21 protein-coding genes and 3 tRNA genes are annotated in these 25,346 nt (G+C 54.2%); 18 read left to right on the forward strand and 6 right to left on the reverse strand.

Annotated elements, in window-relative coordinates; genetic code table 11:
• Window positions 1-11 precede the first annotated feature (11 nt).
• From NQ490_RS14150 to NQ490_RS14175, 6 genes are all read left to right on the forward strand, one after another.
• Window positions 12-2,627 (forward strand): ATP-dependent helicase, encoded by a 2,616-nt coding sequence (locus NQ490_RS14150; protein WP_007046497.1) that lies wholly within the window; start codon window positions 12-14, stop codon window positions 2,625-2,627.
• Between the two features lie 18 nt (window positions 2,628-2,645).
• On the forward strand, window positions 2,646-3,428 hold the full coding sequence (gene thyX / locus NQ490_RS14155; protein WP_007046496.1) for an FAD-dependent thymidylate synthase: 783 nt from the start codon (window positions 2,646-2,648) through the stop codon (window positions 3,426-3,428).
• Window positions 3,421-4,092, forward strand: a complete 672-nt coding sequence (locus NQ490_RS14160; protein ID WP_007046495.1) for a dTMP kinase — start codon at window positions 3,421-3,423, stop codon at window positions 4,090-4,092. Before thyX ends, NQ490_RS14160 begins: the two co-directional genes overlap by 8 nt.
• Before the next feature lie 29 nt (window positions 4,093-4,121).
• The gene (locus tag NQ490_RS14165) at window positions 4,122-4,943 is read left to right on the forward strand and encodes a hypothetical protein (RefSeq protein ID WP_007046494.1); all 822 of its coding nucleotides are present in this window, start codon (window positions 4,122-4,124) and stop codon (window positions 4,941-4,943) included.
• A gap of 56 nt (window positions 4,944-4,999) precedes the next feature.
• The gene (mltG, locus tag NQ490_RS14170; protein WP_007046493.1) at window positions 5,000-6,319 is read left to right on the forward strand and encodes an endolytic transglycosylase MltG; all 1,320 of its coding nucleotides are present in this window, start codon (window positions 5,000-5,002) and stop codon (window positions 6,317-6,319) included.
• A 66-nt stretch (window positions 6,320-6,385) separates the two neighbouring features.
• Window positions 6,386-7,621: a peptidase U32 family protein gene (locus tag NQ490_RS14175; RefSeq protein WP_007046492.1), complete on the forward strand. Its 1,236-nt coding sequence runs from the start codon at window positions 6,386-6,388 to the stop codon at window positions 7,619-7,621.
• 46 nt (window positions 7,622-7,667) lie between these two features.
• On the opposite strand, the gene NQ490_RS14180 is transcribed toward NQ490_RS14175, so the two are convergent.
• Both NQ490_RS14180 and NQ490_RS14185 read right to left on the reverse strand, forming a co-directional pair.
• Entirely contained in the window at window positions 7,668-10,052 is a 2,385-nt protein-coding gene (locus tag NQ490_RS14180) for an ATP-dependent DNA helicase (RefSeq protein WP_007046491.1), read from the reverse strand.
• Window positions 10,053-10,074: 22 nt separating this feature from the next.
• The gene (locus NQ490_RS14185; protein ID WP_007046490.1) at window positions 10,075-10,641 is read right to left on the reverse strand and encodes a uracil-DNA glycosylase; all 567 of its coding nucleotides are present in this window, start codon (window positions 10,639-10,641) and stop codon (window positions 10,075-10,077) included.
• A gap of 43 nt (window positions 10,642-10,684) precedes the next feature.
• Between NQ490_RS14185 and NQ490_RS14190 the strand changes: the two genes are divergently transcribed.
• The 6 genes from NQ490_RS14190 to NQ490_RS14215 all read left to right on the forward strand — a co-directional run bounded on the left by NQ490_RS14190 (window position 10,685) and on the right by NQ490_RS14215 (window position 14,644).
• Window positions 10,685-11,302: a glycerol-3-phosphate acyltransferase gene (locus NQ490_RS14190; protein ID WP_007046489.1), complete on the forward strand. Its 618-nt coding sequence runs from the start codon at window positions 10,685-10,687 to the stop codon at window positions 11,300-11,302.
• A gap of 180 nt (window positions 11,303-11,482) precedes the next feature.
• A tRNA-Asp gene (locus NQ490_RS14195) sits at window positions 11,483-11,559 on the forward strand.
• 3 nt (window positions 11,560-11,562) lie between these two features.
• Window positions 11,563-11,638, forward strand: a tRNA-Thr gene (locus NQ490_RS14200).
• A 44-nt stretch (window positions 11,639-11,682) separates the two neighbouring features.
• Window positions 11,683-11,758: transfer RNA gene (locus NQ490_RS14205), tRNA-Trp, on the forward strand.
• Window positions 11,759-11,883: 125 nt separating this feature from the next.
• Window positions 11,884-13,278, forward strand: coding sequence for an MATE family efflux transporter (locus NQ490_RS14210; protein ID WP_007046488.1), 1,395 nt, complete (start codon window positions 11,884-11,886; stop codon window positions 13,276-13,278).
• 100 nt (window positions 13,279-13,378) lie between these two features.
• Window positions 13,379-14,644 (forward strand): diaminopimelate decarboxylase, encoded by a 1,266-nt coding sequence (locus NQ490_RS14215; protein ID WP_007046487.1) that lies wholly within the window; start codon window positions 13,379-13,381, stop codon window positions 14,642-14,644.
• An 81-nt stretch (window positions 14,645-14,725) separates the two neighbouring features.
• Here NQ490_RS14215 and NQ490_RS14220 read toward each other — a convergent pair whose 3' ends face one another.
• The 4 genes from NQ490_RS14220 to rnhA all read right to left on the reverse strand — a co-directional run bounded on the left by NQ490_RS14220 (window position 14,726) and on the right by rnhA (window position 17,158).
• Window positions 14,726-15,241, reverse strand: coding sequence for an IS3 family transposase (locus tag NQ490_RS14220; protein WP_007046486.1), 516 nt, complete (start codon window positions 15,239-15,241; stop codon window positions 14,726-14,728).
• A complete protein-coding gene (locus NQ490_RS15465; protein ID WP_147644660.1) occupies window positions 15,163-15,465 on the reverse strand; it encodes a helix-turn-helix domain-containing protein in 303 nt (100 codons plus the stop codon). Before NQ490_RS15465 ends, NQ490_RS14220 begins: the two co-directional genes overlap by 79 nt.
• 164 nt (window positions 15,466-15,629) lie before the next feature.
• Window positions 15,630-16,676 (reverse strand): tRNA 2-thiouridine(34) synthase MnmA, encoded by a 1,047-nt coding sequence (mnmA, locus tag NQ490_RS14225; RefSeq protein WP_007046485.1) that lies wholly within the window; start codon window positions 16,674-16,676, stop codon window positions 15,630-15,632.
• Between the two features lie 20 nt (window positions 16,677-16,696).
• Window positions 16,697-17,158, reverse strand: coding sequence for a ribonuclease HI (gene rnhA / locus NQ490_RS14230; protein ID WP_007046484.1), 462 nt, complete (start codon window positions 17,156-17,158; stop codon window positions 16,697-16,699).
• A gap of 285 nt (window positions 17,159-17,443) precedes the next feature.
• Between rnhA and NQ490_RS14235 the strand changes: the two genes are divergently transcribed.
• The 6 genes from NQ490_RS14235 to hpt are packed head-to-tail and all read left to right on the forward strand — an operon-like array spanning window position 17,444 to window position 25,284.
• A complete protein-coding gene (locus tag NQ490_RS14235) occupies window positions 17,444-19,420 on the forward strand; it encodes an RNase J family beta-CASP ribonuclease (protein WP_242654979.1) in 1,977 nt (658 codons plus the stop codon).
• Window positions 19,421-19,458: 38 nt separating this feature from the next.
• Window positions 19,459-21,438, forward strand: a complete 1,980-nt coding sequence (locus tag NQ490_RS14240; RefSeq protein WP_007046481.1) for a DHH family phosphoesterase — start codon at window positions 19,459-19,461, stop codon at window positions 21,436-21,438.
• Between the two features lie 20 nt (window positions 21,439-21,458).
• Entirely contained in the window at window positions 21,459-21,905 is a 447-nt protein-coding gene (rplI, locus tag NQ490_RS14245) for a 50S ribosomal protein L9 (RefSeq protein ID WP_007046480.1), read from the forward strand.
• A gap of 38 nt (window positions 21,906-21,943) precedes the next feature.
• Window positions 21,944-23,347, forward strand: coding sequence for a replicative DNA helicase (gene dnaB, locus NQ490_RS14250; protein WP_007046479.1), 1,404 nt, complete (start codon window positions 21,944-21,946; stop codon window positions 23,345-23,347).
• Window positions 23,337-24,731 (forward strand): tRNA lysidine(34) synthetase TilS, encoded by a 1,395-nt coding sequence (gene tilS / locus NQ490_RS14255; RefSeq protein ID WP_007046478.1) that lies wholly within the window; start codon window positions 23,337-23,339, stop codon window positions 24,729-24,731. Before dnaB ends, tilS begins: the two co-directional genes overlap by 11 nt.
• Before the next feature lies 1 nt (window position 24,732).
• Window positions 24,733-25,284: a hypoxanthine phosphoribosyltransferase gene (gene hpt, locus NQ490_RS14260; RefSeq protein ID WP_040917595.1), complete on the forward strand. Its 552-nt coding sequence runs from the start codon at window positions 24,733-24,735 to the stop codon at window positions 25,282-25,284.
• Window positions 25,285-25,346: the final 62 nt, after the last annotated feature.

Here is a 25,346-nt window from a genome sequence, read left to right on the forward strand (position 1 = left end):
GAAACCAAGCTATGCCTGAGATTACCCAGGAATATATCGCTCTGCGCGACCAGTATATTGAAAGTAAATTTACCCGTCTGAATCCGGTTCAGCGGCAGGCCGTTTTTACCACCGAAGGACCGCTGCTGATTCTGGCCGGTGCAGGGTCCGGAAAGACCACGGTGCTGGTCAACCGGATTGCCAATATTATCCGTTTTGGTTCTGCGCACGGCAGCAAGGAACTGCCCCGCACCGTAACCCAGCAGGATCTGGAAGACCTGCGCGCAACTGTCCAGTCGGGTCGGGATCTTCCCCGGGAAACCGCCTATCTGGCAGTGCGTCCCGCGCGGCCCTGGAACGTACTGGCCATTACCTTTACCAATAAAGCTGCGGGCGAACTCAAGGAACGTCTTCGTGCCATGCTGGGAGAGACGATGGGCGGTGATGTGAACGCATCCACTTTCCATTCGGCCTGTGTGCGGATCCTGCGCCGTGATGCCGAGCGCATCGGATTTCCCAAGAGCTTTACCATTTACGATTCCGACGATCAGCAGCGCGTCCTCAAGCAGATTTATAAGGACAAGATGATCGATGACAAGTTCCTGCCCATCAAGTCGGCGGTTTCTCAGATCAGCTCTTATAAGGATAAGCTCATGTCCCCGGAGGATGTGGCGGCGGAAACGCCGCGGGATACAAAGGCTGCGCTGATTTCCAAAATCTACACGACCTATGCCGGCCGCCTGAAGACTGCAGGGGCTATGGACTTTGACGACCTGATATACCACACCGTGCGCTTGCTGCAGACCGATGCCGAGGCACGGGAATACTACCAGAACAAATTCCGGTATGTGGTTGTGGACGAGTACCAGGATACCAGCATCGCACAGTTTCATCTGGTCCGCCTGCTGGCGGGGGGCACCAATAATGTCTGTGTGGTGGGTGATGACGACCAGTCAATCTACAAGTTCCGTGGCGCCACCATTGAAAATATCCTCAACTTTGAGCAGGTGTTTACCGGCGCCAAGACCATCCGCCTGGAGCAGAACTATCGTTCCACCTCCAATATCCTCAATGCGGCCAACAGTGTCATCAAAAACAATACCGGCCGAAAGGGCAAGACGTTGTGGACGGAAAAAGGTGACGGCGACAAAGTGCACCATTATACGGCAGCGAGCGAGCAGGATGAAGCCAGCCATATTGCCGATGTGATCGGTGAGCATCTGCGGGAGGGGGCGCATCTGAGGGATCATGCCGTTCTGTACCGCATGAATGCCCAGTCCAACCCCATCGAAACATATTTTGCCCGGGCGGGTATTCCCTATCGCATTGTCGGAGGCCAGCGATTCTTCGACCGCAAGGAAGTCAAGGACATCAACTCCTATCTGGCGGTAATCGTCAACCCGCGGGATGATGTGCGCCTGCGGCGTATCATCAATGAACCGGCACGCAAGATCGGCGCCTCCACGGTGGACAAGGTGGGAGAACTGGCAGCGCGTCAGGGCGTTCCCATGCTGCAGATCATTGCGGATGTACGGCAGTACCCGGAACTGACGCGGGCGGCAGCGTCTCTGGAAAAATTCTACGAGATGTACCGCGAATTGTGTGATCTCTCTGTGACAATCCCACTGGATGAATTCGCCGGAGAGGTCATCAAAAAGACCGGTTATGAGGCGATGCTGAAAGCTCAGAAGGAAGAAGGGGAGACTCGTCTGGAAAACCTGGGGCAGCTGGTCAGCTCGGTCAAAACCTATGCGGACCAGAATGGAGAGGATGCCACGCTCTCGGGGTTCCTGGAAGAAGTGGCGCTGATCTCCGATCTGGACAGCTATGACCAGGATGCCGACAGTGTGACGATGATGACCATTCATTCCGCCAAAGGTTTGGAATTTCCTTATGTTTTCGTGGTTGGTATGGAGGATGGCATCTTCCCCGGAGATATGGCCCGTTACAACGAGGAGGATATGGAAGAGGAGCGTCGACTGTGCTATGTAGCCATTACGCGTGCCAAGAAGGAGTTGTACCTGTCCACTTCCCGCAGTCGGTTGATCTTTGGCCAGACACGGCGCAATCTGCCCTCCTGCTTCCTGAGCGAGATCGATCCGGGTCTTATGGAGGAAACCCAAAGTCCGGAACTGGCTTATTCTGCGGGTGGTTTCGGGGCTGGATACGGCACCTACAGCACCAGTGTGCCTGGCGGGCGCAGTGGCTATTCCGGCGTTTCCCGCGGGTATCTGAACAGTGAGTATAACGCACGGCCCCGGGGCGGATTTGGTGCCGGGTACAGCAGCGGCTTTGCCAGTGGCGGACATGACAGCCCTCACTATAACGGCGGCCGTCATACGGTGCAAAGCGCCGGCTTCGGTGCCGGATACGGCAGCCGCACCAATCATCACAGCGGTGCACCGGCTGCGCCGGCCGGCGCAGGTACTTCGACGCTGGCAGGCATGCAGAATGCGACGCCCAAAAAGCAGGCAGTCCAGTATGCAGCCGGAGATCTTGTGGAGCACCGTGTGTTTGGCCGCGGTAAGGTGCTCAAAGCAACACCCATTGCGGGAGACTGCATCGTCGAGATCCAGTTCGACCGGGTAGGTGTCAAAAAGACAATGGCCAATTACGCACCGCTGAAAAAGATTACCGAGGCGGAATGACGAAAGGGAGGCGTTTTCATGCTGGTTCAACTGATCGCACATACCAATGATCCCGAAAAGACGGTGGCCGCTGCGGCCAAACTTTGCTATTCGGATGCACATATCGAAACTCTGCTCGACGGATTGACGCCTGAGAAGACGGCTGCCTTTTTACAAAAGCTGACGGACCTGGGACATGCCAGCCCCATCGAACATGCCAGCTTTACCTTCGGTATTGAGGGGGTGTCCCGGACGTTTCTGGCGCAGGTAACAAGGCACCGCATCGCCAGCTTCAGCGTGCAGAGCCAGCGCTATGTGCGTCTGGAGGATTTCCGGTATGTGATTCCGCCGGAGATCGAAGCCATCCCGGAGGCAAAGGCGCAATTTATTGATGCCATGAATACCGATGCCCGGAAGTATCTGGAACTGGTACAATCCCTGGAGGATGCCCACACCCGGCGGTTGATGGCGCAGGGCATGGAGGAAAAAGCAGCCCGGGCCAAAGCCTCTAAACAGGCCAATGAGGATGCGCGCTTTGTGCTGCCCAATGCCTGCGAGACCAAGATGGTCATGACGATGAACTGCCGCAGCCTGCAGAACTTTTTCAACCTGCGCTGCTGCAACCGTGCCCAGTGGGAGATCCGTGCGGTGGCGGATGAGATGCTGCGTCTGGTACTGCCGCTGGCACCGCACATCTTTGCTACGGCCGGGCCGCGCTGCCTGACTGGCCCCTGCCCGGAGGGGCGGATGTGCTGCGGCATGCAGGCCGAGGTGCGGGAAAAATACGCCCGACTGAAACAGGAGGCGGTCTGCCATGGGTAAGCTCATTATTTTTGAAGGGTTGGATGGTTCCGGCAAGGGAACGCAGACAGCGCTTACAGCCCAAAAACTCAAAGCCCACGGTGTGGATCTGCGGCAGATTACTTTTCCCAATTATGAAAGCGATTCCTCGGCACTGGTCAAGATGTACCTGTCCGGGCAGTTCGGCGATAAGCCGGATGATGTGAATGCTTATGCAGCATCCAGCTTTTATGCGGTGGATCGCTTTGCCAGCTATAAAACCGACTGGGGGGATTTTTACCGCGCCGGCGGATTGATTCTTTCGGATCGGTATACCACCTCCAATGCGGTGCATCAGTGTGCCAAGCTGCCGCCGATGCATTGGGACGGGTTCCTCAACTGGCTGTTTGATTTTGAGTATAAAAAAATCGGAATTCCGGCGCCGGATGCGGTTGTCTATCTGGCGGTGGATCCCGAGGTGTCCCAGAAACTGATGGATCAGCGCTACCACGGCGACGAAAGCAAAAAGGATATTCAGGAAAAGGACCGGGAATATATTGCCCGCAGCCGAGCAGCGGCGGAATACTGTGCCAAAATGTTCGGATGGTATCGCATTGAATGTACGGAAGGGCAAGATGTAAAAACTATCCGCTCGGTGGAGGATATCAATGCTGAGATACTTGCGAAAATACAACCGATCCTGTAAAATGAGGATTGCTGAAAGGGGACGTGCCTATGGTGCGAACGGCAGACACTGAAGATCTGGAAACATTGGTGGATCTGCGCTGTGCCCGCTATGGGGAATCCCGGGCCGATGCGGCCGGCTGGCTGCAGAATGTGGCGGGGCTTGCCCATATTCTGGTACTGCAACAGCCGGGCAAGCCGGCGGCTGCCATGCTGGCAGCGGTGCCGGTGCAGTACAGCCACCGCAGGGGGATCTGGTTCTGCGGGGCGGCTGCCGCGCAGGGAATTCCGATGGAGACACTGTTGCCCAAGCTGCTCAACGGCTGCCTGCGTGCCTTCGGGGCCAAGGATTACGACTTTGCGGTTCTGGCACCGGAGAATGCCCAGGAAGCTCAGGCATTGGAAGCATTGGGGTTTCGCAATCTCCTGCCTATGCGGGTACTGCAAAAACCTATTCAGCGCAATCTGCTGGCACAGGCAGAGTTTGACAGCCTGACGGTGCGCCACCTGCTGGAAATAAGGATGCGCTGCCAGCCGGGATGTATCGCCTTGCCCGAAACAGCGATGAACGAAGTGATGACTCAACTGTACCGTCGTGGTCTCACCGTGGTATCCAACCGTCGCGGGTACGGGCTGTATTTTACGAAGGCAGAGGAACTGCAGTTTCTGGAATTGCAGGCTGACAATGATTATTGTGCCGATACACTGCTGCAGGCAGCCAGGGAAAAGACCGGCGTCGACAGGGCCCGCATCTTGCTGGCGGAGAACCAGACGCTGTATCTGGGGGCCGGCAGGCGCTGCGGTTACGGGATGATCGCGTTTCTGCGCGGAGAATTCCCGGTTACGGATGTGTATTTCAGAATGCTGCTGTGAGCAGCAGACAGGATAGAGCAGGGGAAAGCCTGCACAAGAACAAAAGGAGAAATCCCATGAGGATCAATCGCAATGACAGCGGTGCTGCCGGTGGGGCATCGCAGAACCGGCCCGCACCGACTTCGGAGGTAAAAAAAGAACCGACGGCAGGCAAGGAGCCAACCCCTGAAAAAAAGGCCGCACCCGCCAAAACGAGAAAGCGGAAGGCAAAGCCGGAACCGGACACCGAGGAAGGGGCGGAGCATACCAGACGGCATTTTCCGCTTGGATGCCTGATTGTGCTGATCATCCTGGCGCTGGTGGCCTTCGGTGGATATAAGGTGATGCAGTTCTACGGAGAAATCGATGGAGGCTCCGAACTGGGCAGCGAACAGACGATTACCATCGAACAGGGCGCATCGGTGGGCAGCATTGCCACCCAGCTGAAGGACGCCGGCATCATCCAGTACGACTGGCTTTTCAAGGAGTATGTCAAGTACAGTGGCAAGGCGGCCGGCATCCAGTACGGGGACTTTGCACTGCGTTCCGGCATGGATTACAACACGATCATCCAGACGATTTCCCAGGAAGTTCGCCGCCCCACTGCCAACATCACCATCCCGGAAGGCACAACGGCGGTAGGCGTGGCCCAGATTTTCGTGAATGCGGGTCTGGTCGACAGTGTGGACACCTTCCTGAACTGCGCCAACGGCACCGATGGTTCGGATTTCAGTCAGTACAGCTTCTGGACGCAGATCCCGGATAACGGCCGTCTGATGAAGTGCGAGGGGTATCTCTTCCCCGACACATACAACGTCTATGCCGACGAAGATGTGTATTACTATGTGGATACCCTCTACAGCGAATTTTCGGCCAAGACCGAAGGCTTGATGGATACCATCAACGAAAAGGGGACAACACTGGACGATGTGGTTAAGCTGGCCAGCTTCATCCAGGAGGAAGCCGGAGTGGAAGCGGAGGATGCCAAGGTCAGCGCCTGCTTCCACAACCGTCTGGAGTCCAGTGATCCGCTGTGGGCGGAGCATAAGCTGGAATCCAACGCCTGCAGCTATATCATGCAGGATGTGGAGAACAACTACCTGTGGAACTCTCCTACAGCGGAATACTACGGCTGGCCGGCGTTGGGGGAGATTCCTGAGGATGTGCTGAATCTGTATGACACCTATCGCATCAGCGGGTTGCCGGCAGGCCCCATTTCCTGCCCGGGATACGCAGCCATTGAGGCGGCCCTGAACCCTGATCAGGAATTCATGGACGAGGGATATTTCTTCTTTGTCACGGGACATCCCGATACCGATGTGGCAGGACAGTATTTCTATGCCAAGACGGCAGAAGAGCACCAGGCAAATGTGGAAAAAGCAGGCTGGGCTTACTGATCAAAAATACAAAAAATACAAAAGCGCCCGGCGCGTCCGGGCGCTTTTGTACAGGAGGAAACTACGATGCTGCAACAGCCGGAACTGTTGGCCCCTGCGGGCAGCCTGGAAACTTTGAAATACGCCATTTTGTATGGCGCCGATGCCGTCTACTGCGCTTTGCCGGAGTTTGGCATGCGGGCGGCTCCTGTCAACCTTACGGTAGGCGAATTGCATGAGGGCTGCATCTTTGCTCATGCGCGGGGCAAAAAAGTCTATCTGACATTGAACACCCTGCCCACCAATGAAGAACTGAAAAAGCTGCCGCAGTATATCCAGGATGCAGCGGAGGCTGGCGTGGATGCCTTTATCATTGCTGATCTGGGGGTGCTGGCACTGGCCAAGAAGTATGCTCCCTATGTGGAACGCCATGTATCCACCCAGGCCGGCATCACGAACTATGAGGCCGCCAATGTGTGCTATGAATTGGGAGCCAAGCGGGTGGTGCTGGCCCGGGAACTGCCGCTGACCGAGATCGCACAGATCCGGGACAACTGTCCGCAGGATCTGGAACTGGAAGCGTTTGTGCACGGCGCCATGTGTATGAGCGTCTCGGGCCGCTGCCTGCTGTCCAGTTATATGACGGGCCGCAGTGGCAACCGCGGCGAATGCGCGCAGCCCTGCCGCTGGAAGTACGCACTGGTGGAGGAACATCGTCCTGGTCAGTACATGGAGATCGGAGAAAGCGAGAATGGAAGCTATATCCTCAACGCGAATGATCTGTGCACGGCCCCTTTTCTGGATCTGATCTGCAAGGCTGGTGTGGATTCCCTCAAAATTGAGGGCCGGGCCAAGACCTTCTACTATGTGGCATCCGTGACCAGCGCGTACCGCCGTGCCCTGGATCTATATCTGAAAGATCCTTTCAATGATTCCTACGAACTGCCTGATGATGTCATTGAAGAACTGAACCGCACCAGTCATCGCCACTATTCGCCTGGATTCTATTTCGGCAAGGAGCAGGCGCTCCAGACACCCAGCCATAGCTATGTGCGGGCGTGGGACTTTATTGGCACGGTAGATTCCTGGGAAAATGGGATTGCACATTGTACCCAGCGCGGAAAATTTACGGTGGGGGATTCTCTGGAAATCTTACAGCCTGATGGAAGCGTGGTCACGCTGGCACCAGAATGGATTGAAAACGAGGAGGGAAAACGTGTGGATGCAACGCCGCATCCTATGATGCACTACACCATCCCCTGTAAGACGCCGCTGATGCCTTATAGCCTGCTGCGTATGCGAAAACAGGAAGAAACAACCTGAACTCACTTACAGCCCCGCAGAGACGTCTCTGCGGGGCTGTAAGCGTTTATGGACAGGTATTACTCCAGAAGGCCGAAAGCTCGCTGCGCAGCGGCTCTGTGCCGTTTACAAGGCGCAGATGATCCCAATGCGGAGGCATCAGGCGCCGATTTTCAGGAGATGCAAAACGGTCATCGATCAAAAGGACAACGCCCTTGTCCTGCGGCGTGCGGATCACCCGTCCGGCGGCTTGCAATACCTTGTTCATACCGGGGTATCGGTAGGCGTAGTCGAAACCGGAGCCGCAAGTCTCCTCAAAGTGCTGGCGAAGCTGTTCCTGCCGGGGACCGACCTGCGGTAGTCCCGGGCCGACAATGGCAACACCGATCAAGCGGTCCCCTGTCAGATCCACTCCCTCCCCGAACACGCCGCCCAGAACGGCAAAACCGATTTGTGTCTGCGGTGGATTGGGCTTGAAATGGGAAAGAAATACCGTACGCTGCGCTTCGTCCATGCTGCTTTGCTGACAGAGTGTGGAAAAATTGGGATAGCGTGCAGAAAAATCTTCCAGAACCGACTGCAGATAACTGTAACTGGGAAAGAAAGCTAAATAGTTACCGGTCCTGGCACCGGCAAGGCAGGCAATCAAATCGGAAACCTGGGGAATACTGGCGCTTCGGTCTTTGTATCGTGTACTGACATGGCGGGCGCACCAAAGGCCAAGGTTCCGGGCGGGAAAAGGACTGCGCAGAGCAACGGCGCGTGCCTCGGGCAAGCCGCACAAATCCTTGTAGTAGTTTGCGGGGGCCAGTGTGGCGCTGAACAGAACAGCGGCGCGGCCTTTGGAGAAGTCATTAGCCAGAAAAGCGCTGGGATCCAGGCAGAGCATCGCGGCGCGGACCTCGCTGCCGTGGGATGCAATCTGCAGCACGAAATGATCGTCAAAGGTGTCGGAAATGCGCAGCCAGGCGCGTACATCAAAGTAAAGCTGCAGCAGTGCGTCGTGTGTTTCACTGGGGTCCCGGTGCTCATCCAGCCAGTTCTCCAAGGGCTCACATAGTTTCAGCAAGGCGCGATCCAAAAGTTCCGCGCGTTCTTTCACAAAAAACGTTTTGCCGGACCGGGAATCTGACGATTCCTCCTCACAGCGATGCCGCCAGGAAATAAAGATCTGGTTGACTTTGTTCAAGGCGTTTTTCAGGCTGCTCTTTCCGGATCCCAAACATTTCTTGGCATCCCAAAAACTGCTTTTACACAGAGAGGCGCTGTGCATCTCCCGTGCGCGGGAGGGAAGATTGTGGGCCTCGTCTATCAGAAAAAGATAATCGCCGCGGCTCTCAAAAAAACGTGCCAGATGAACCACCGGATCAAACAGGTAATTGTAATCACCGATCACTACATCGCTCCAAAGGCTCAGATCCAGACCCAATTCAAAGGGGCAAACTTCGTACTGGTGTGCAAGGTGCTGCAACCCCTCCGCTGTCAGCGAAGGGGTATCCAACGCGTTCCAGAGGGCGTTTTTGATGCGGTCATAATATCCTTTGGCATAAGGACAGGCATCCGGCGTGCATTCCCGCGTTTCCTGAAGACAGATCTTGTCCTTGGCTGTCAGCGTGACACTGCGCAGAGAGAGATCGGCATCGTGACTCCGAAGAATGGCAAGGGCTGTCTCCGCTGCCGTACGGGTGGTCCCACGTGCTGTCAGATAAAAAATGGGCCCACCCTTTTCCAGTGCTTTCAGGGCGGGGAAGAGGACACTCATGGTTTTCCCGATGCCGGTGGGCGCCTGGCACAGCAGTTGGCCGCCGTCCCGGCAAGTCCCATAGACGGCTTTGATCAGGGCACGCTGCCCTGCGCGGTATTCCGGAAACGGAAAGGTGAGACGGCGCAGGCCTTCCTGACGATCATCACGCCATTGCGCGGCCCGTTTGGCCCACGGAGCATATTGTGTCAGCAAGTCCTGCACAAAGAATTCCAGCGTATCTGTGGTGTATTCCTTGACGAAGTAAAAGGTTTGCTCTTCATCGACCTGATAGTAGGTGAGCCGCACCCTTATCAGGGAAAGCTGGTGCTGGCGGGCATAGATAGCGGCGTAAATTTTGGCTTGTGCCCAATGTTCGCGAGATTGTTCTCCCGTAATTTGATCGGAAGGCAAGGCCGTGGTTTTGATTTCGTCCACTGTTGTGACACCGTCTGTGCCGGTAAAAATACCGTCGGCACGGCCCTCCAAGGTATATTCTATGTCGCAACAGCCATACTCTTGGGTAAGGGGTACTTCTGCCGCGTAGTCAGGAAAATCCTTGACGGCAGCTTTCTGCAGTTTGCGGTGCAGGCGTGCCCCTTCGTTGGCACGGTCAAAGCCTGTAAAGCGGCTGTCGATGCTGCCGGTACGCAATAAAAATTCCACCAGCTGCCGGATTGGCAGGGTGAGTGCCAGGGATTCCGGCTGCATGGCGGTCAACTCCTTTATCTGATCAATATGTGTGTTCACAAACCTGAGCGATTTTTTCGCGCAATGCCACAAAATCACCAAAGACGGCGGGTTTGTTTACGGGGTAGCGCAGAAGGGCTGCGGGGTGGTAGGTGGCCATAAACAGCGTGCCGTGTTTGTCAAAGAATTTCCCGTGATCACGGGTGACAGAAAAACCTGGTTCGATAAGCTGTTGGGCTGCAATGCGGCCCAGGCAGACGATAATCTTGGGGCGAAGCAGCTGAAACTGCTGCCGAAGCCAGGGGAGACAGGCTGCGGACTCCTCCGGCAAGGGATCGCGGTTCTGCGGAGGCCGACATTTGACAATATTTGCAATGTAGACATTTTTCTCTCGGTTCAGGTCAACAGCCTCCAGGTAATGGTCCAGCAACTGGCCGCTGCGTCCCACAAAAGGTTGCCCCTGCGCGTCTTCGTTGGCGCCAGGACCTTCGCCGACAAAGAGGACTTCGGCGTTGGGGACTCCCTGCCCGAACACTACATGGGTGCGGGATTCGCACAGACCGCACCGGCGGCATGCCAGACATTCCTGTTGTAACGTTTGTAGATCCATGCGAAAACACCTCTTGTAATTGAATGGTTGGGAGGGAAAAGCCATGCCCGTGGAACAAGGCTACTTGTTAAAAGTGTTGTGCCTGCTGGCGGGGTATGCCTTTGGATGCTTCCTGACAGCAGAAATTGTCGCGCGGTGCCTCGCCGGTGTAGCTGTGCGATCTGTCGGAAACGGAGAACCCAATGTAGAGAATATCGCAAGACGTCTCGGCAAGGCAGCCGGATTGGCTGTTGTGGCCGGCGACATCCTGAAAACCGTACTGGCCTGCTGGTTTTGTTATCGATTGGCTGCACCCGAACTGGAACACGTTGCGGTACTGTATGGAGGAGTGGGTGCTGTCCTGGGTCATGCCTTCCCGGTCTGGCGACGGGGACGAGGCGGCTATGCCGCCCTGGTGGCAGCCACCTGGTTGGTAGTCTATCTTCCCATTACCGGGGCCCTGTGCTGTCTTGCCGGGGCTGTGGCAACAATCGGGACCAAAAGGTGGGTTTGGGGAAGTGTGCTTGCGGCACTCTTGGCGATTCCGGTGGCCTTTTTGCAGTTTGGTGCGCAAAGCGGCAGCGGAGCGGTAGCTGTGTTGTTTGTTTTGCTTTGGCAATGCCGTACAGAAATCTTTCCTTTCGGCGCGGGCGGAACGAGGAGCTGCCGTAAAAAGGACTGATATCATCATACCACCGGCAGAATAATATTGCAATCCGAAAAGAAAAACAACGTAGCAAAATAGAAAATAAAAAAACTTCAAAAAAACCGAAAAAAATTGAAAAAAATCCTTGACAGTTGGCACATGTTTGGCTATAATAATTGACGTTGCAGCCGCCACGGCGGACAACAAGCTGGGTATGGCCCGGTAGTTCAGTTGGTTAGAACGCTAGCCTGTCACGCTAGAGGTCGTCAGTTCGAGCCTGATTCGGGTCGCCATTTGCTGCTATAGCTCAGTTGGTAGAGCGCATCCTTGGTAAGGATGAGGTCAGCAGTTCAAATCTGCTTAGCAGCTCCAGCGCGACGCCCACAGCGCTATATTGCACTGTGGGCGTTTTATATAGGGGCATAGCTCAGTTGGTAGAGCAGCGGTCTCCAAAACCGCGTGCCGAGGGTTCGAATCCTTCTACCCCTGCCAAAAAGACCTGTCATCCGACAGGTCTTTTTTGTTATAAAATCAAGTCTTCCGGCTCTTGTTTTTTGCCCGAGCTGTGCTATAATACCAGACGCAAAATCTGAATACATAGCAGGGGAATAAAGAGTATGACAAAGGATCTGACAAGCGGAAGTCCGCTGAAAGTGATATTGCTGTTTACACTGCCGCTTACACTGGGCAACCTGTTCCAGCAATTCTATGCGTTGGCGGATACCATCATTGTGGGGCATTATTGTGGTGTCAGTGCGTTGGCTTCCGTAGGCTCAACAAGTTCCATCAATTATTTGATTCTGGGATTTGTGATTGGTGTGTGTAATGGCTTCGCTATTCCTATAGCTCAGCTTTTCGGTGCGCGGGATTACCATGATCTGCGGCGCCATGTAGCCAATGCGGCATGGTTGTGTATGGCAGGCAGCGTTGTGCTTACGGTGTGCACCGTGAGCCTGACGCGACCTCTGCTGACGTTGATGCAGACACCGGAGGATATTCTCGATGGTGCTGCCCTTTACATCGGCTGGATTTTTGCGGGAATTCCTTTTATTTTCCTGTACAATATGGTGGCCGGTATCATGCGTGCTTTGGGGGATAGCAAAACGCCGCTGTATTTCCTAATTCTCACCAGTGCCATGAACATCATTCTTGATTTGGTGTTTGTAATTCCTCTTCATATGGGAATCTTCGGCGCTGCCTTGGCGACGGATATTTCTCAAGCTGTTTCCGGGATATTGAGTTTTGTATATCTGTGCTGGAAGTTTGAAGTGCTGCGCATGGAAAAGGGTGAGGCGCGCCTGAATCAGCGTGCCTGTATCCGGCTTCTGGGAATCGGATTGCCCATGGGGCTACAGTGCAGCATTACGGCCATCGGCAGCGTCATTGCGCAATGGGCGGTCAATGTGCTGGGGAGCACAGCGGTAGCCGCTGTCACAGCAGCCAGTAAGACCATGAATCTGCTGACAGCTCCCCTTGAAAGCATTGGCACGGCCATGGCGACCTACGCAGGACAGAATCTGGGGGCAGCACGGATGGACCGCGTGCGCAAAGGTGTTCACAGTGCGCTGCTGATTGCCACTGTTTATGCGGTTGTTTCGTTGATTCTGCTGCATTTCGGCGACGTAGCGGTGATGGGACTGTTCCTGGATACATCCACCGAGATTGAGATTGTCCGCATGGGGCAGGAATACCTTTTCTGGAACAGCGTCTTTTTCATTCCGTTGGGGGCACTGATTGTCTGGCGGTATACCATCCAGGGGCTGGGATTCTCTTCGCTGGCCATGCTGGCCGGCGTGGCCGAAATGGCTGCACGCACGGCGGTGGCCATCCTTCTGGTGCCGGTTCTGGGGTATTTCGGCGCAGAATTGGCCAACCCGGCGGCCTGGGTGGCAGCTTGTCTGTTCCTGTATCCGGCTTACATCTGGACGTGTCGCCAGCTGGATAACCGACTGTTGGCAGCAAGACTGCACATGCAGAACCGGACGGCCGTGTCGGAAGATTTTATTGTATAATGATGTATAAATTTGCGCAGGCTCTTGCCGAATTTTCAAAAACGGTTTATAATAGCAGCATTCATAATCCAAGACAGGGAAAGTCGGAAAGGAAATAAAAATGACGCAGAAATTGCCGTTTGTGACGCTGGAGCAGGCCCAGGCAATCATTGCTGATGTGCCGACGCCGTTCCATCTGTATGATGAAAAAGGGATTCGGGAAAATGCGCGCCGCGTCAACGCAGCGTTTGCCTGGAACAAGGGATTTAAGGAATATTTTGCTGTTAAAGCTACGCCCAATCCCTACATCCTCAAAATCCTGCAGGAGGAAGGCTGCGGCGTGGATTGCTCCAGCTATACCGAGCTGCTGATGAGTGAGGCCTGTGGCTTTACGGGGAGCGATATCATGTTTTCCTCCAACGATACCCCGGTGCAGGATATGCAGAAAGCCTATGAACTGGGTGCCTACATCAATTTGGATGATCTGACCCACGTGGAGTTTTTGCAGCAGGTGGCAGGCATTCCCAAAACGATCTGCTGCCGCTATAACCCGGGTGGCGTCTTTGACCTGGGAAATGGCATCATGGATAACCCCGGAGACGCCAAGTACGGTATGAGCGAGGACCAGATGGCACAAGCCTACACCAAGCTGATGGCTCTGGGAGCGGAAGAGTTCGGCATCCATGCGTTCCTTGCCAGCAATACGGTCACTGATGAATATTATCCGAAGCTGGCAGGCATTCTGTTCCGGCTTGCGGTGCGTCTGCATGAACGTACCGGGGCCAAAATCAAATTTATCAATCTCTCGGGTGGTGTTGGTATTGCCTACCGCCCGGAACAGCGCAGCAATGACATTGCCAAGATCGGCGAGGGCGTGCGCAAACAGTACGAGGAAATTCTCGTGCCGGCAGGACTTGGTGACGTGGCACTTTTCACCGAGATGGGGCGCTATATGCTGGCGCCTTACGGCGGTCTTGTGACCACGGTTCTGCACGAGAAGCATATCTATAAAGAGTATATCGGTGTTGATGCCTGTGCGGCCAACCTGATGCGGCCGGCCATGTATGGTGCGTACCATCATATCACGGTGCTGGGCAAGGAAAGCAAACCTTGCGACCATAAGTATGACATTACCGGTGGTCTGTGCGAGAACAACGATAAATTTGCCATCGACCGCATGCTGCCGAAGATCGACAAGGGGGATGTACTGTTTATCCATGATACGGGCGCCCATGGATTCTCGATGGGATACAACTATAATGGAAAACTACGCAGTGCGGAAGTTCTGCTCAAAGAGGACGGATCCCATCAGCTGATTCGTCGCGCGGAAACGCCGGAGGATTATTTCGCAACCTTTGATTTTACGCCGTTTTTCAAAAAATCATAAGTAAAAAGCCTTCCTGCAACTGAACCGCCCCAAATTGTGCAGACAGTACAAAAAAGCCCCCCGGTGCAGGAATATTCAGTTTTAGCAGGAGTGGCGCAGCGTCATCGGCGCCACTCCTGTTTTGCTTTGGATATAACGGTCAATCATCTCATTGGCTTCTGAAAAGGTGGCTGGTCTGTGGCGGTAGATGCACTCTGTTTTGAGGATAGAGAAGAAATTTTCCGCCATTGCGTTGTCATATGGGTTCCCATGTCTTGACATCGAAGGCGTAATGCCGTATTGTTGAGTCAGCTCAAAATATGCTTGTGAGGCGTACTGAGCACCTTGGTCACTGTGGAGGTGGAGCTCCGCAGTGACCTTCTTTTTTTCTCTGCGTATTGCCTGGCGGATCGTGTCCAACACCAAATTCACGCTTTGCTCCGTCCCGGTTTTGTAGGCTACGATGCTGTTGTCATACAGGTCCCGAATCATGAACAGGTACAATACACCTTGCTTGGTTTGAATATAAGAAATGTCAGTTACCCATTTGTAGTTTGGCCTTTCGGCATGAAAATCTCGGTTGAGAAGATTTTCATATTTGTGCAGCTGCTGTCCCATCTTCTGCGGCGGCGAATCTCGGCCAGCAAGCCATATTTTTTCATGACACGCAGAATTGTCTTGGGATTGTGGTAAATTCCTTTGCTGCCTTTCAGGCGTGGAAAAATTCCGGCTTTCAGTTTTGCTTGTTTGCGGTTATACCGATTGATCCAATTCTTGATTTGCGATTTGCTCAATCCCAACTGATCTGCTATCTCTTGCCGTGTTGCACACCTTTGCCGCATACTTAGGATTTCTTCTTCCAACTCCTGAATATGTGCGTATTTCCTTCATGACATACGAACACCCCCTGTATAGGTTTATTTTCCTATGCAGGGGGCGTTTTGTCTATTGTCCGTTTTTACCGGTTCGGTTTAACTGCGGGAAGGCTTTTTGCTTGTATATGCACTCAATCGGTTTCTGCGATAATACCGCCACCGAAAACAAGGCCATCGCGGTAGAAGACGGCGCTTTGTCCAGGGGCGGGTGCACGGACCGGGTCTGGAAAGCGTACGGCTCCGGCACCGTCGTATAGGCACGGGGAGGGCTTGGCGGCACTGCGGATTTTCACAAGGTAGTCTCCGGCAGGCAAGGGCTGTCCGTCCGGTGTGGTCAGATCACAAAGGGTAATGTGAGTGCTGTATTCCTGGCCGGTTTCTGCCAGCTGAATGTCACCGTTTTCTAAAATTGCCTTGACAAACAGCGGCCGCCCTGCGGCAATGCCCAACCCTTTGCGCTGCCCCACGGTGTAATGATCCACGCCGGCATGAGGGCCGAGGTCCTCCCCCTGTGGGCCTATGAAGCGACCCGTCTTGGGGGAAAAACCACGGCTCCGGATGTAGGCGGCATAATCCCCATCCGGGATGAAGCAGATTTCCATGGAGTCCGGTGCATCGGCACAAGCCAGATGAATGTCTCGTGCCATCTCCCGGATGTCATCCTTCTCGAATTCGCCCAGCGGCAGAATCAGCTTGCTGAGGATTTCCTGCGGCAGGCGATAGAGCATATAGCTCTGGTCGCGGGCAGTGCTTTGCGGCACGGCGATGCGGCTGACCCCCTTGTGATCTACTTCTACACGGGCATAATGGCCGGTGGCAATGAACTGGCAGCCCAGTTCGTTTGCCTTTTCAGCCAGAAGGCGGAATTTGACAAGCGGGTTACAGAGAATACAGGGGTTGGGGGTCATGCCGGCGCAATAGCTCTCACAGAAAGGCAGAATCACATGCTGCTCAAACGCATCCCGGGCATCGATGATGTGCAGGGGAATCTGCAATGTTTTGGCAGATTCCTGTGCAGCGGAAACCGCACCGTCATGGGCCGGAGAAAACCGGATTACGGCTCCCTGTACGGCAAACCCCTGCTCCTGCAGAATGCGTACGGCAACACTGGAATCCACGCCGCCGCTCATGCCCATCAGAACTTTATACTGCTTTTCAAAGGTGTTGAAACCTTCCATAGAGGTCCTCCTTGCTGTACTCAGGCCTGCCGGCCGCCGTATTTTTTGCTTTGTTCCACCGCCATGCGGTCACAGCGTTCGTTTTCCGGGTGTCCGGCGTGTCCTTTGAGCCAATGGTAGGTAAGGTGATGTTTTTCACTTTCCGCAAGTAACGGGTCCCAGAGATCGGCATTCAGCGCGGGGGACTTATCGGCTTTTTTCCAGCCTCTGGAACGCCACCCTTTGGCCCATCCCTTCTCCAGCGCGTTGATTACATACTGGCTGTCGCTGTACAGCTCGATGGCGCAAGGCTCTTTCAGCTGGCGCAGTGCCTCCAGCAGAGCTGTCATTTCCATGCGGTTGTTGGTTGTCTGCGCTTCGCCGCCGGAGAGCTCTTTTTCAAATATCTTGTCACGGGCACGAAAACGCAGAATCGCTCCCCAGCCGCCGGGACCGGGGTTGCCGCTGCAGGCGCCGTCGGTATAGATCTCGATATGTTTCATATAAATCTCCTGGTACTGGCAATAATCCTTGTACAGGAATTATACCCGCTTTGTACGGTTCTGGCAAGTTTGACAAGATAACGGATACCGTTTATAATAAATAATAACTGCAATGATGTGTATAGACAGGGCCTGGCCGCGCCTTTTCAGGCGGACTTTTCGCGCCCAACCAACAGGAAATACGTTGATGTTTTCTGATACATAAATCGCAAATTCAGCACAGGGGAACCCGCAGGAACCGTCCGCAGGCAGTAGCCTCTGTCAGAAGAAAGTATGGAGGTTTTCATGGAAGAAATCAAGCCCAAACGCAAAGCATCCAATAGTCATAACGGACAGGCGGCGGGAGATCGCAGCACAACTCATCGCGCCCCTCGCGCCGAAAAAAATCAGCAGAACAACAATGCGCCGCGCAAACCTCGCCGTCGGCCAGGCCACCAGGTGGCAGCCGCTGACACTGCCTCTGCGTCGCAGAGCGTGCCGGCACCGCGTTCCCGTCGCAGCCGCGGCCCGCAGGGGCAAAACAATGCGACTGCCGCCAATAAAACGCAGACCCGCCGTGGCCGTAAGCAGCAGGCACGCGGCTATGAAATGACACCGGCGATTCCCATGCACATCTGCCCGCTGGGCGGTCTCGGCGAGGTCGGTAAAAACATTACCCTGTATGAGTGCCAGGGGGATATGATCCTTGTGGACTGTGGTCTGGTTTTTCCCGATGCCGATATGTTTGGCGTAGATCTGGTTATTCCGGACTTCACCTATGTCCTGGAAAACAAGGACAAAATCAAGGGTCTGTTTATTACCCATGGTCATGAGGATCACATCGGAAGCCTGCCGTATCTGCTCAAGAAGTTCAATGTGCCGATTTATGCGGCACGGTTGACTATCGGCCTGATCAAGAACAAGCTGGAAGAGCATGGCCTTGCATCCAGTGCCATTTTCCACGAAATCCGTCCGCGGCAAAAAGTTAAATTGGGCTGCTTTACGGTGGAACCCATTCACGTAAATCATTCCATTCCCGATGCGTTGGCCTTTGCCATTGAGTGCCCGGCGGGTATCGTGATTCATACGGGCGACTTCAAGGTGGATTATACACCGCTTTCTGGGGATGCCGTTACGGATTTGTCTACGATTGCGGAATACGGCCGCAAAGGTGTGCTTGCATTGCTGGCCGATTCCACCAATGCAGAGCGCCCTGGATTTACGGCAACCGAACAGACCGTGGCAGAAGGCGTGCGTCGACTTTTTGTGCGCGCCCGCAACCGCAGAATCATAGTTGCGACCTTTGCTTCCAATATTTACCGTGTACAGCAGATCATCGACTTGGCCATCGAGTCGGGTCGTAAGGTGGCCGTGAGTGGCCGCAGCATGGTTTCCAATACTGAAATGGCACGGGAACTGGGGTATCTGCATGCACCGGATAATGTGCTGATTGACATCGATGAGATCAACAAGTACCCGCCGGAGAAGGTTGTGCTGATCACGACCGGTAGCCAGGGCGAACCCCTTTCTGCCCTGTCTCGCATGGCGCAGGCCAGCCACCGTCAGGTAAAGGTTGGCCCCAATGACTTTATCATCATCTCGGCGCGTCCGATTCCCGGCAATGAAAAGACGGTGACCAAAGTGGTCAACGGGCTGTTGAGCCTGGGAGCGGAAGTCATCTACGAGAATATGTATGACACCCACGTATCCGGTCACGCCTGCCAGGAAGAACAGAAACTGATGCTTACGCTGGCGCATCCGCAGTATTTTCTGCCGGTGCATGGTGAGTTCAAACAGCTCAAGCGCCATGCCGAGACGGCAGAGCATCTGGGGTATATTCCGAAACAGAACATCTATATTGCGGAAAACGGGCAGAATATCCGTCTTTCGGTGGATGGAATGACGGTGGAAAATACCGTCACCGCCGGTGCCGTTATGGTGGACGGTTATGGTGTGGGTGACGTGGGCAACGTTGTTCTGCGGGACCGTCATCATCTGTCGGAGGACGGCATCATCATCGTTACGGCAGCGGTGGATGGATCTAACGGGCAGGTGCTTTCTGGGCCGGACATCGTAAGCCGTGGTTTTGTGTATGTGCGGGAGAGCGAGGAACTGATGGATGGTCTTCGCACCCAGGTAGAAATGGCACTGGACCGCAGCCTGAGCGACAACATGCATGACTGGGCCAGCGTAAAAGCTCGTGTGCGGGAGGCTCTCTCCAGTTATATCTATCGTCGCACCAAGCGCAGCCCGATGATCCTGCCCATCTTGCTGGAAGTTTGAGAATCCGCCCGCCCGGCGGGAATGTGGGGTTTTTCACCATGAAACACAAAGACGGCCTGGATACGGCAGCGGTATTGTTGCTGCTGCTTGTGGCGCTGGTGGTTATGATCGTTCCGGTGGCAATGGTTTCGCCGCAGTGGCTGATCGTGCCGTTTGTACTGGTTGCCATTGCACTGGGCACCCTTTGGTATATGCGCCGCAGGCTGCGGACCTATGTGGCTGCCCAGCTGTGCAGCACGGATTTTGAAAACAGCCGCATCCAGTACAGTCTGACGGGATTGCCGATTCCGACCATGCTCGTTGCGGATGGTAGAATTCTGTGGTATAATACTTTCTTCCGTGAGAAAGTTTTGCAAGGGAGTGACGCCGTTACTCGTCCGGTGGACAGGGTCTTTCCGGATCTGGATCTGGCCGTCTGTTCCCGGCCCCACGGTCAGGATCTGACAGTAGGGGACCGGCGTTTTACGGCGTATGCAGGTTCCGCAAAAGGGAGTCGAGGAGCCAGCATTGTTTACCTGGTGGACGATACCTTTTACAAGCAAACACTGGAGGAATATACCGAGAGCCGACCGGCCTGTCTGATTATTGTCATTGACAGTTACGACGAACTGTTTGATGATATGAAGGACAGTGAACAGGCCAAGGAATTGGAAGCCATCAACAGCTTGTTGGAAACCTATATCGGGCGAAGCACCGGCTTTCTGCGCAGGGTTTCCAACAGCCGTTACATTGCGGTGGTGGAAGAGCGCGATGTTCGCTGGATGATTCAGGAACGATTTGACATTCTTGACAAGGTGCGTGCATTGCATCCGGGTGGTTTGACCACGCTCTCCATCGGAGTAGGGCATGGTGGAAAAACCTTGCAGGAGTGCCATCAGATGGCACGGGAAAGTATCGACATCGCGCTGGGGCGCGGCGGCGATCAGGCAGCCGTCAAAACGGTGGATGGTTTCGAATTCTACGGGGGTATTTCTCACGGCGTAGAAAAACGCAGTCATGTGCGCAGCCGAATCATTTCCCGTGCATTGTGCGATTTGATCAAAAAGAGTGACAGCGTCATCGTTATGGGGCACCGTATGAGTGACCTCGATGCGGTGGGATCTGCAATCGGTGCCCTGCGAATTTGTAAGATGTGTGGGGTACCGGCTGTAATTGCCATCAACAGTGATGCTACGTTGGCAGGGCCGTTGCTCAAGACGTTTCTGGATGCCGGGTGCGGCAAGGATTTCATTACCCCGGATCAAACGCTGGAGGTTATTACGCCTAATACGCTGCTGATCGTGGTGGATACCTACCAGGTCCGGCTGCTCGAAAGCCAGAAAATCTATGAGAAGTGCAAGCGTGTGGTAGTCATCGACCATCACCGAATGGCGGTGGGACACATTGATCGTCCGCTATTGCTGTATCATGAACCGTATGCTTCCAGCGCCAGCGAACTGATTTGCGAATTACTGCAGTTTATGCCGAAGGAAGGCAATATTACGCCGTTGGAGGCGCAAGCGCTGCTGGCTGGTATTATGCTTGACACCCGCAGTTTTGCTTTGCATGTCGGGGTACGCACGTTTGAAGCGGCTGCGTGGCTGCGTAGCCGTGGTGCACAGACAGCAGAAACGAAGCTGCTTTTCAACACCTCCAAGGAAGAATATGAGGCGCGTGCACACATTGTGGAAAGCGCTTACATATATAAGGGCTGTGCCATTGCGCTGTCCGGGGAACTGGATGCGGGCATGAATGTGGTACTGCCGATGGCGGCCAACGACCTGCTGACCATCAATGGTGTGGACGCCAGCTTTGTGGCGGTCGCTAAAAATGGCGGTGTTAACATATCTGCCCGCAGTATGGGGGCACTTAACGTCCAGGTGATTCTGGAACCTTTGGGCGGCGGTGGCCACCTTATGATGGCCGGCGCTCAGCTGCAGAATTGCACGTTGGACGCGGCGGAACACAAAATCCGCGAACAAATTGATCTTTACCGTGCTTCGCAGGCAGCAAATGCTGCGGCGGCGCACATACACTGATAGAATCGGAGGACAATGCTATGAAAATCATTCTGAAACAGGATGTTAAAACCATTGGCAAGAAGGACGAGATTCATGAGGTCTCGGACGGATACGCACGCAACTTTCTTTTTCCCCGCGGTCTGGCAGCGCCTGCCGATGCTGCGGCCTTAAATCAGGCTCGCACCAAGAGCGAGGCAAAAGCGCACCACGAGGCAGAAGCTCGTGCAGCCGCCCAGGCGCTGGCGGACAAAATTCAGGGCCAGACTGTGTCTACCAAGATCAAGGGCGGCGCTTCCGGCAAGCTGTATGGTAAGGTTACCGGCAAGGAAGTTGCTGAACTGTTGACCAAGCTTACAGGCACCGAGATTGACAAGAAAAAGGTGGAACTTCCGTCTGCCATCAAGGAATTCGGCAGTTATGACGCCACGGTGCGTCTGTATGCGGGCGTGACGGCTACCTTCAAAGTTAAGGTGGAGGAGCTGTAAGGCAAAAATGCTTTACATAAAAACCGGAGGGAAGGAGGATGCCCGCAGTGCCTCGCAATGAAGAACTGAGCCTTTCGAGTCTGGGCATCCAGATGCCCTACAATATGCAGGCCGAGCAAAGTATTCTTGGTGCCGCCCTCATGGATGAAACGGTTCTTAACCGTCTCATCACCGATATGGAACCGGAAATGTTCTATTCGGATCAGAACCGCGCCGTCTATGAAACGATGCGAACCCTGTATACCGAGAGTGAAGCGGTAGATATCATCACACTGGTGAATGCTCTGGCGGGAGCAGGAACTTTTGCCAGCGCTGACGATGCAAAAATCTATATCACGCATATTGCCGAGACGGTTCCGGCCATCTCCAATGTGGATTCCTATTTTAAAATCGTCAAGGAAAAGTACCAGGCACGCCGTCTGATTGAAGCGGCGCGCAGTATCCTCAGCGAGACAGCGAGCGGTGAAGACGCGGATCTGCTGCTGGAATCGGCAGAACAGAAAATTTATGATATCCGCAGTGGAAAGGATAAGTCTGGCGTCAAGACAATCCGGGAGTCTATTCTGGAAGTCATTGACACGATGCAGAAGCTCAGTGGTGCAGATCGTGACAAGTTTGCCGGCATTCCCACCGGATTCAATTATCTGGATACCGTTTTGACCGGCCTCGGACGTTCTGACCTGATTATTCTGGCAGCGCGTCCCGGCATGGGAAAAACGAGTTTCGCACTGAATATTGCAACCAACGTGGCTCGGCAGCAAAAGGTGCCCACGATCATCTTCAGTCTCGAAATGACTTGCGAACAGTTGACCGACCGAATTCTTTCCAGCACAGCCAACATCGACAGTCAGGCTTTCCGTACAGGTCGACTGAACAACTCTGACTGGAATGACTTTGCGCAGGCGACCTCCTTACTTTACAATGCGCCCATTTATATGGATGATACATCCGGTATTTCGGTGCCCGAAATCAAGGCCAAAATCCGCACCATCAATCAAGATCCGAAAAAAGATAAGATTGGCCTTGTAATCATTGATTATCTGCAGCTGATGCAGAGCGCCAAGCGAACGGAAAGCCGTGTGCAGGAAATCAGTGATATTACCCGAAACCTCAAGATTATGGCCAAGGAACTGAATGTCCCCGTCATTGCTTTGTCGCAGCTTTCCCGCGCGGCGGAAAAGACGGCTGGGCGTTCGGACCATCGGCCGCAGCTTTCCGATCTGCGTGACTCCGGCTCGATCGAGCAGGATGCGGATATTGTGTTGTTCCTGTACCGTGCGGCCTATTACAATTCGCAGAACGGTGAGGAAAATCAGGCTAATGAAAACGAAGCCGAATGTATCGTGGCCAAAAACCGTCACGGTGAGACCAGTGTGGTCCGTCTTGGCTGGGATGGTGCCCATACACGCTTCAGCAATCTGGATGTGACCCATGAGTTCTGAGGACGAAAAGGTAATTGAACATGTGGAAGAAACCTTGCTGGCATATTGCCGTCAACAGGGTTTGTTCAAGTCTGGCGACAGAGTCATTGCAGCCTGCTCCGGAGGGGCAGACTCTATGGCTTTGTTGCTTTTTTTACTGCGCCGGCGCCGGGATCTGGAGATTGAAGTGCTGGCAACCCATGTCAATCATGGAATCCGTGGCGTCAATGCTATTGCGGATGCCAATTTCGTGACGGCGTTCTGCCGCAAAAACGGAGTGGAGCTTTTCCTCTATGATGCGGTAAAAGAAGGAGTGCAGATTCCTCAGCAGCCCAGCGAGGAATGGGCGCGGGGGCTTCGCTACGGTTGGTTTGACCAGCTGGCCGTGCAAGAGGAAGCGTTTATTGCCACAGCGCACACGATGTCAGATCAGGTGGAAACGATTCTGTTTCGGATGGCCCGCGGCACAGGCGTGCATGGAATGGCGGGCATTCCGCCGCGCCGAGGATACTATATCCGCCCCTGCCTTTGTCTGACACGCGGGGAAACCGAGGCATACTGCACTGCACTTGGGCAAAACTATGTGCAGGACGAAACCAATGCGCAGGACACCTATGCACGCAATCGGATCCGTCATGATGCCATTCCTGCGCTGCAGTATGCCAACCCGGCGGCCGAGGTGGCTATTGCACGGCTTTGCCGTCAGATGCGCGATCTGGACCAGTGGCTGACGGGAGAAGCTGCGGCGCTGCTGCAAGCGGCCACAGTAGAAAAGGGGTATGATATTTCGGTTCTGCGCAAAGCGGAAGGACCGGTACTTGACGCAGCTTTGCATTCGCTGATCAGTCCGGTTCGTGATGCGGAAGAAAAATATATCACCTTGCTTCGATTCCTGCTGCAAAGGGGAGAAGGTGCTCTGCAACTGACCCCGGAAGTGACTTATAAAGTTAAAGATGGAGTCTTGTTGCGCCTGACACCGCGGGGAATCCGACCGCCGCCGGCCCCCCCGCAGCCTTTCGGAGAAGGACAATTTTTCCTGCCGGGTGGTTATTTTGTTGAATTTCGCCGTGTAAAGTATGAAGAATTTCTAAAAAATCAACCAATTTTCAAAAAAGACTTAAACTGTTGCGCGGATTGTGCTAAAATACAGAAGAATCTACAATTGCGTACGCGGCTGCCGGGGGATTTTTTCCGCCCGGCCGGTCGGCATGTGCGTAAGACATTGAAAAAATACTATAACGAACTCGGGATTCCGCAGGATGAGCGCCCGCTGTTACCGCTGCTTGCAGACGGAAGTGAGGTGCTTTGGTTGTGGGGCAGCGGCTTTGCTGAAGGTGTTGCTCCCGATTCTTATACCAATGAGGTATGGATGGTTCGTACGGAGAAAGCCGAGGAGGATGAATAGCATGCAGAGCATGGATCGGGACATCGATCATATTTTGGTATCGGAAGAGCAACTTCAGGACAAGGTGGCGGCACTTGGTGAGCAGATCAGCCGCGACTATCAGGGCAGGGATCTGCTGTTGGTCTCCATTTTAAAGGGATCTGTTGTCTTTATGGCAGACTTGATGCGAGCGATCAAGATTCCCTGCGGAATTGACTTTATGGTGGTTTCCAGCTATGGCGGTGCCAACACCGAATCCACAGGCCTTGTGAAAATTGTCAAGGATTTGGACGCCGATTTGACCGGTAAGGACGTTTTGATTGTCGAGGACATTCTGGATACTGGCATCACATTGTCTCATTTACTGCCGGTATTGCGGATGCGTAACCCGAACAGTGTGCGTCTGTGTACCATTTTGAGCAAGCCCAGCCGCCGCAAGGCTGACATTGAACCGGATTATCTCGGGTTTGAAGTGCCTGATGAATTTGTGGTGGGCTATGGCCTGGATTTTGATGAAAAGTATCGCAACCTGCCTTATGTGGGTGTGTTGAAACCCGAGATTTACAGTAAATAAAGCCGGCTCGGGCGGCCAAATTACCCGGTGCGACGTACCGGATAGGAGTTGATTTCTTGCAG

It is taken from the genome of Subdoligranulum variabile, from assembly GCF_025152575.1.
GTDB classification, from domain to species: Bacteria; Bacillota; Clostridia; order Oscillospirales; family Ruminococcaceae; genus Gemmiger; species Gemmiger variabilis.

What these genes read in the sequence shown, in the direction of transcription:
- NQ490_RS14150 (WP_007046497.1), top strand. Translation starts at nt 12, where the DNA reads ATGCCTGAGATTACCCAGGAATATATCGCTCTGCGCGACCAGTATATT.
- thyX (WP_007046496.1), top strand. Translation starts at nt 2,646, where the DNA reads ATGCTGGTTCAACTGATCGCACATACCAATGATCCCGAAAAGACGGTG.
- NQ490_RS14160 (WP_007046495.1), top strand. Translation starts at nt 3,421, where the DNA reads ATGGGTAAGCTCATTATTTTTGAAGGGTTGGATGGTTCCGGCAAGGGA.
- NQ490_RS14165 (WP_007046494.1), top strand. Translation starts at nt 4,122, where the DNA reads ATGGTGCGAACGGCAGACACTGAAGATCTGGAAACATTGGTGGATCTG.
- mltG (WP_007046493.1), top strand. Translation starts at nt 5,000, where the DNA reads ATGAGGATCAATCGCAATGACAGCGGTGCTGCCGGTGGGGCATCGCAG.
- NQ490_RS14175 (WP_007046492.1), top strand. Translation starts at nt 6,386, where the DNA reads ATGCTGCAACAGCCGGAACTGTTGGCCCCTGCGGGCAGCCTGGAAACT.
- NQ490_RS14180 (WP_007046491.1), bottom strand. Translation starts at nt 10,052, where the DNA reads ATGCAGCCGGAATCCCTGGCACTCACCCTGCCAATCCGGCAGCTGGTG.
- NQ490_RS14185 (WP_007046490.1), bottom strand. Translation starts at nt 10,641, where the DNA reads ATGGATCTACAAACGTTACAACAGGAATGTCTGGCATGCCGCCGGTGC.
- NQ490_RS14190 (WP_007046489.1), top strand. Translation starts at nt 10,685, where the DNA reads ATGCCCGTGGAACAAGGCTACTTGTTAAAAGTGTTGTGCCTGCTGGCG.
- NQ490_RS14210 (WP_007046488.1), top strand. Translation starts at nt 11,884, where the DNA reads ATGACAAAGGATCTGACAAGCGGAAGTCCGCTGAAAGTGATATTGCTG.
- NQ490_RS14215 (WP_007046487.1), top strand. Translation starts at nt 13,379, where the DNA reads ATGACGCAGAAATTGCCGTTTGTGACGCTGGAGCAGGCCCAGGCAATC.
- NQ490_RS14220 (WP_007046486.1), bottom strand. Translation starts at nt 15,241, where the DNA reads ATGGGACAGCAGCTGCACAAATATGAAAATCTTCTCAACCGAGATTTT.
- NQ490_RS15465 (WP_147644660.1), bottom strand. Translation starts at nt 15,465, where the DNA reads ATGCGGCAAAGGTGTGCAACACGGCAAGAGATAGCAGATCAGTTGGGA.
- mnmA (WP_007046485.1), bottom strand. Translation starts at nt 16,676, where the DNA reads ATGGAAGGTTTCAACACCTTTGAAAAGCAGTATAAAGTTCTGATGGGC.
- rnhA (WP_007046484.1), bottom strand. Translation starts at nt 17,158, where the DNA reads ATGAAACATATCGAGATCTATACCGACGGCGCCTGCAGCGGCAACCCC.
- NQ490_RS14235 (WP_242654979.1), top strand. Translation starts at nt 17,444, where the DNA reads ATGGAAGAAATCAAGCCCAAACGCAAAGCATCCAATAGTCATAACGGA.
- NQ490_RS14240 (WP_007046481.1), top strand. Translation starts at nt 19,459, where the DNA reads ATGAAACACAAAGACGGCCTGGATACGGCAGCGGTATTGTTGCTGCTG.
- rplI (WP_007046480.1), top strand. Translation starts at nt 21,459, where the DNA reads ATGAAAATCATTCTGAAACAGGATGTTAAAACCATTGGCAAGAAGGAC.
- dnaB (WP_007046479.1), top strand. Translation starts at nt 21,944, where the DNA reads ATGCCCGCAGTGCCTCGCAATGAAGAACTGAGCCTTTCGAGTCTGGGC.
- tilS (WP_007046478.1), top strand. Translation starts at nt 23,337, where the DNA reads ATGAGTTCTGAGGACGAAAAGGTAATTGAACATGTGGAAGAAACCTTG.
- hpt (WP_040917595.1), top strand. Translation starts at nt 24,733, where the DNA reads ATGCAGAGCATGGATCGGGACATCGATCATATTTTGGTATCGGAAGAG.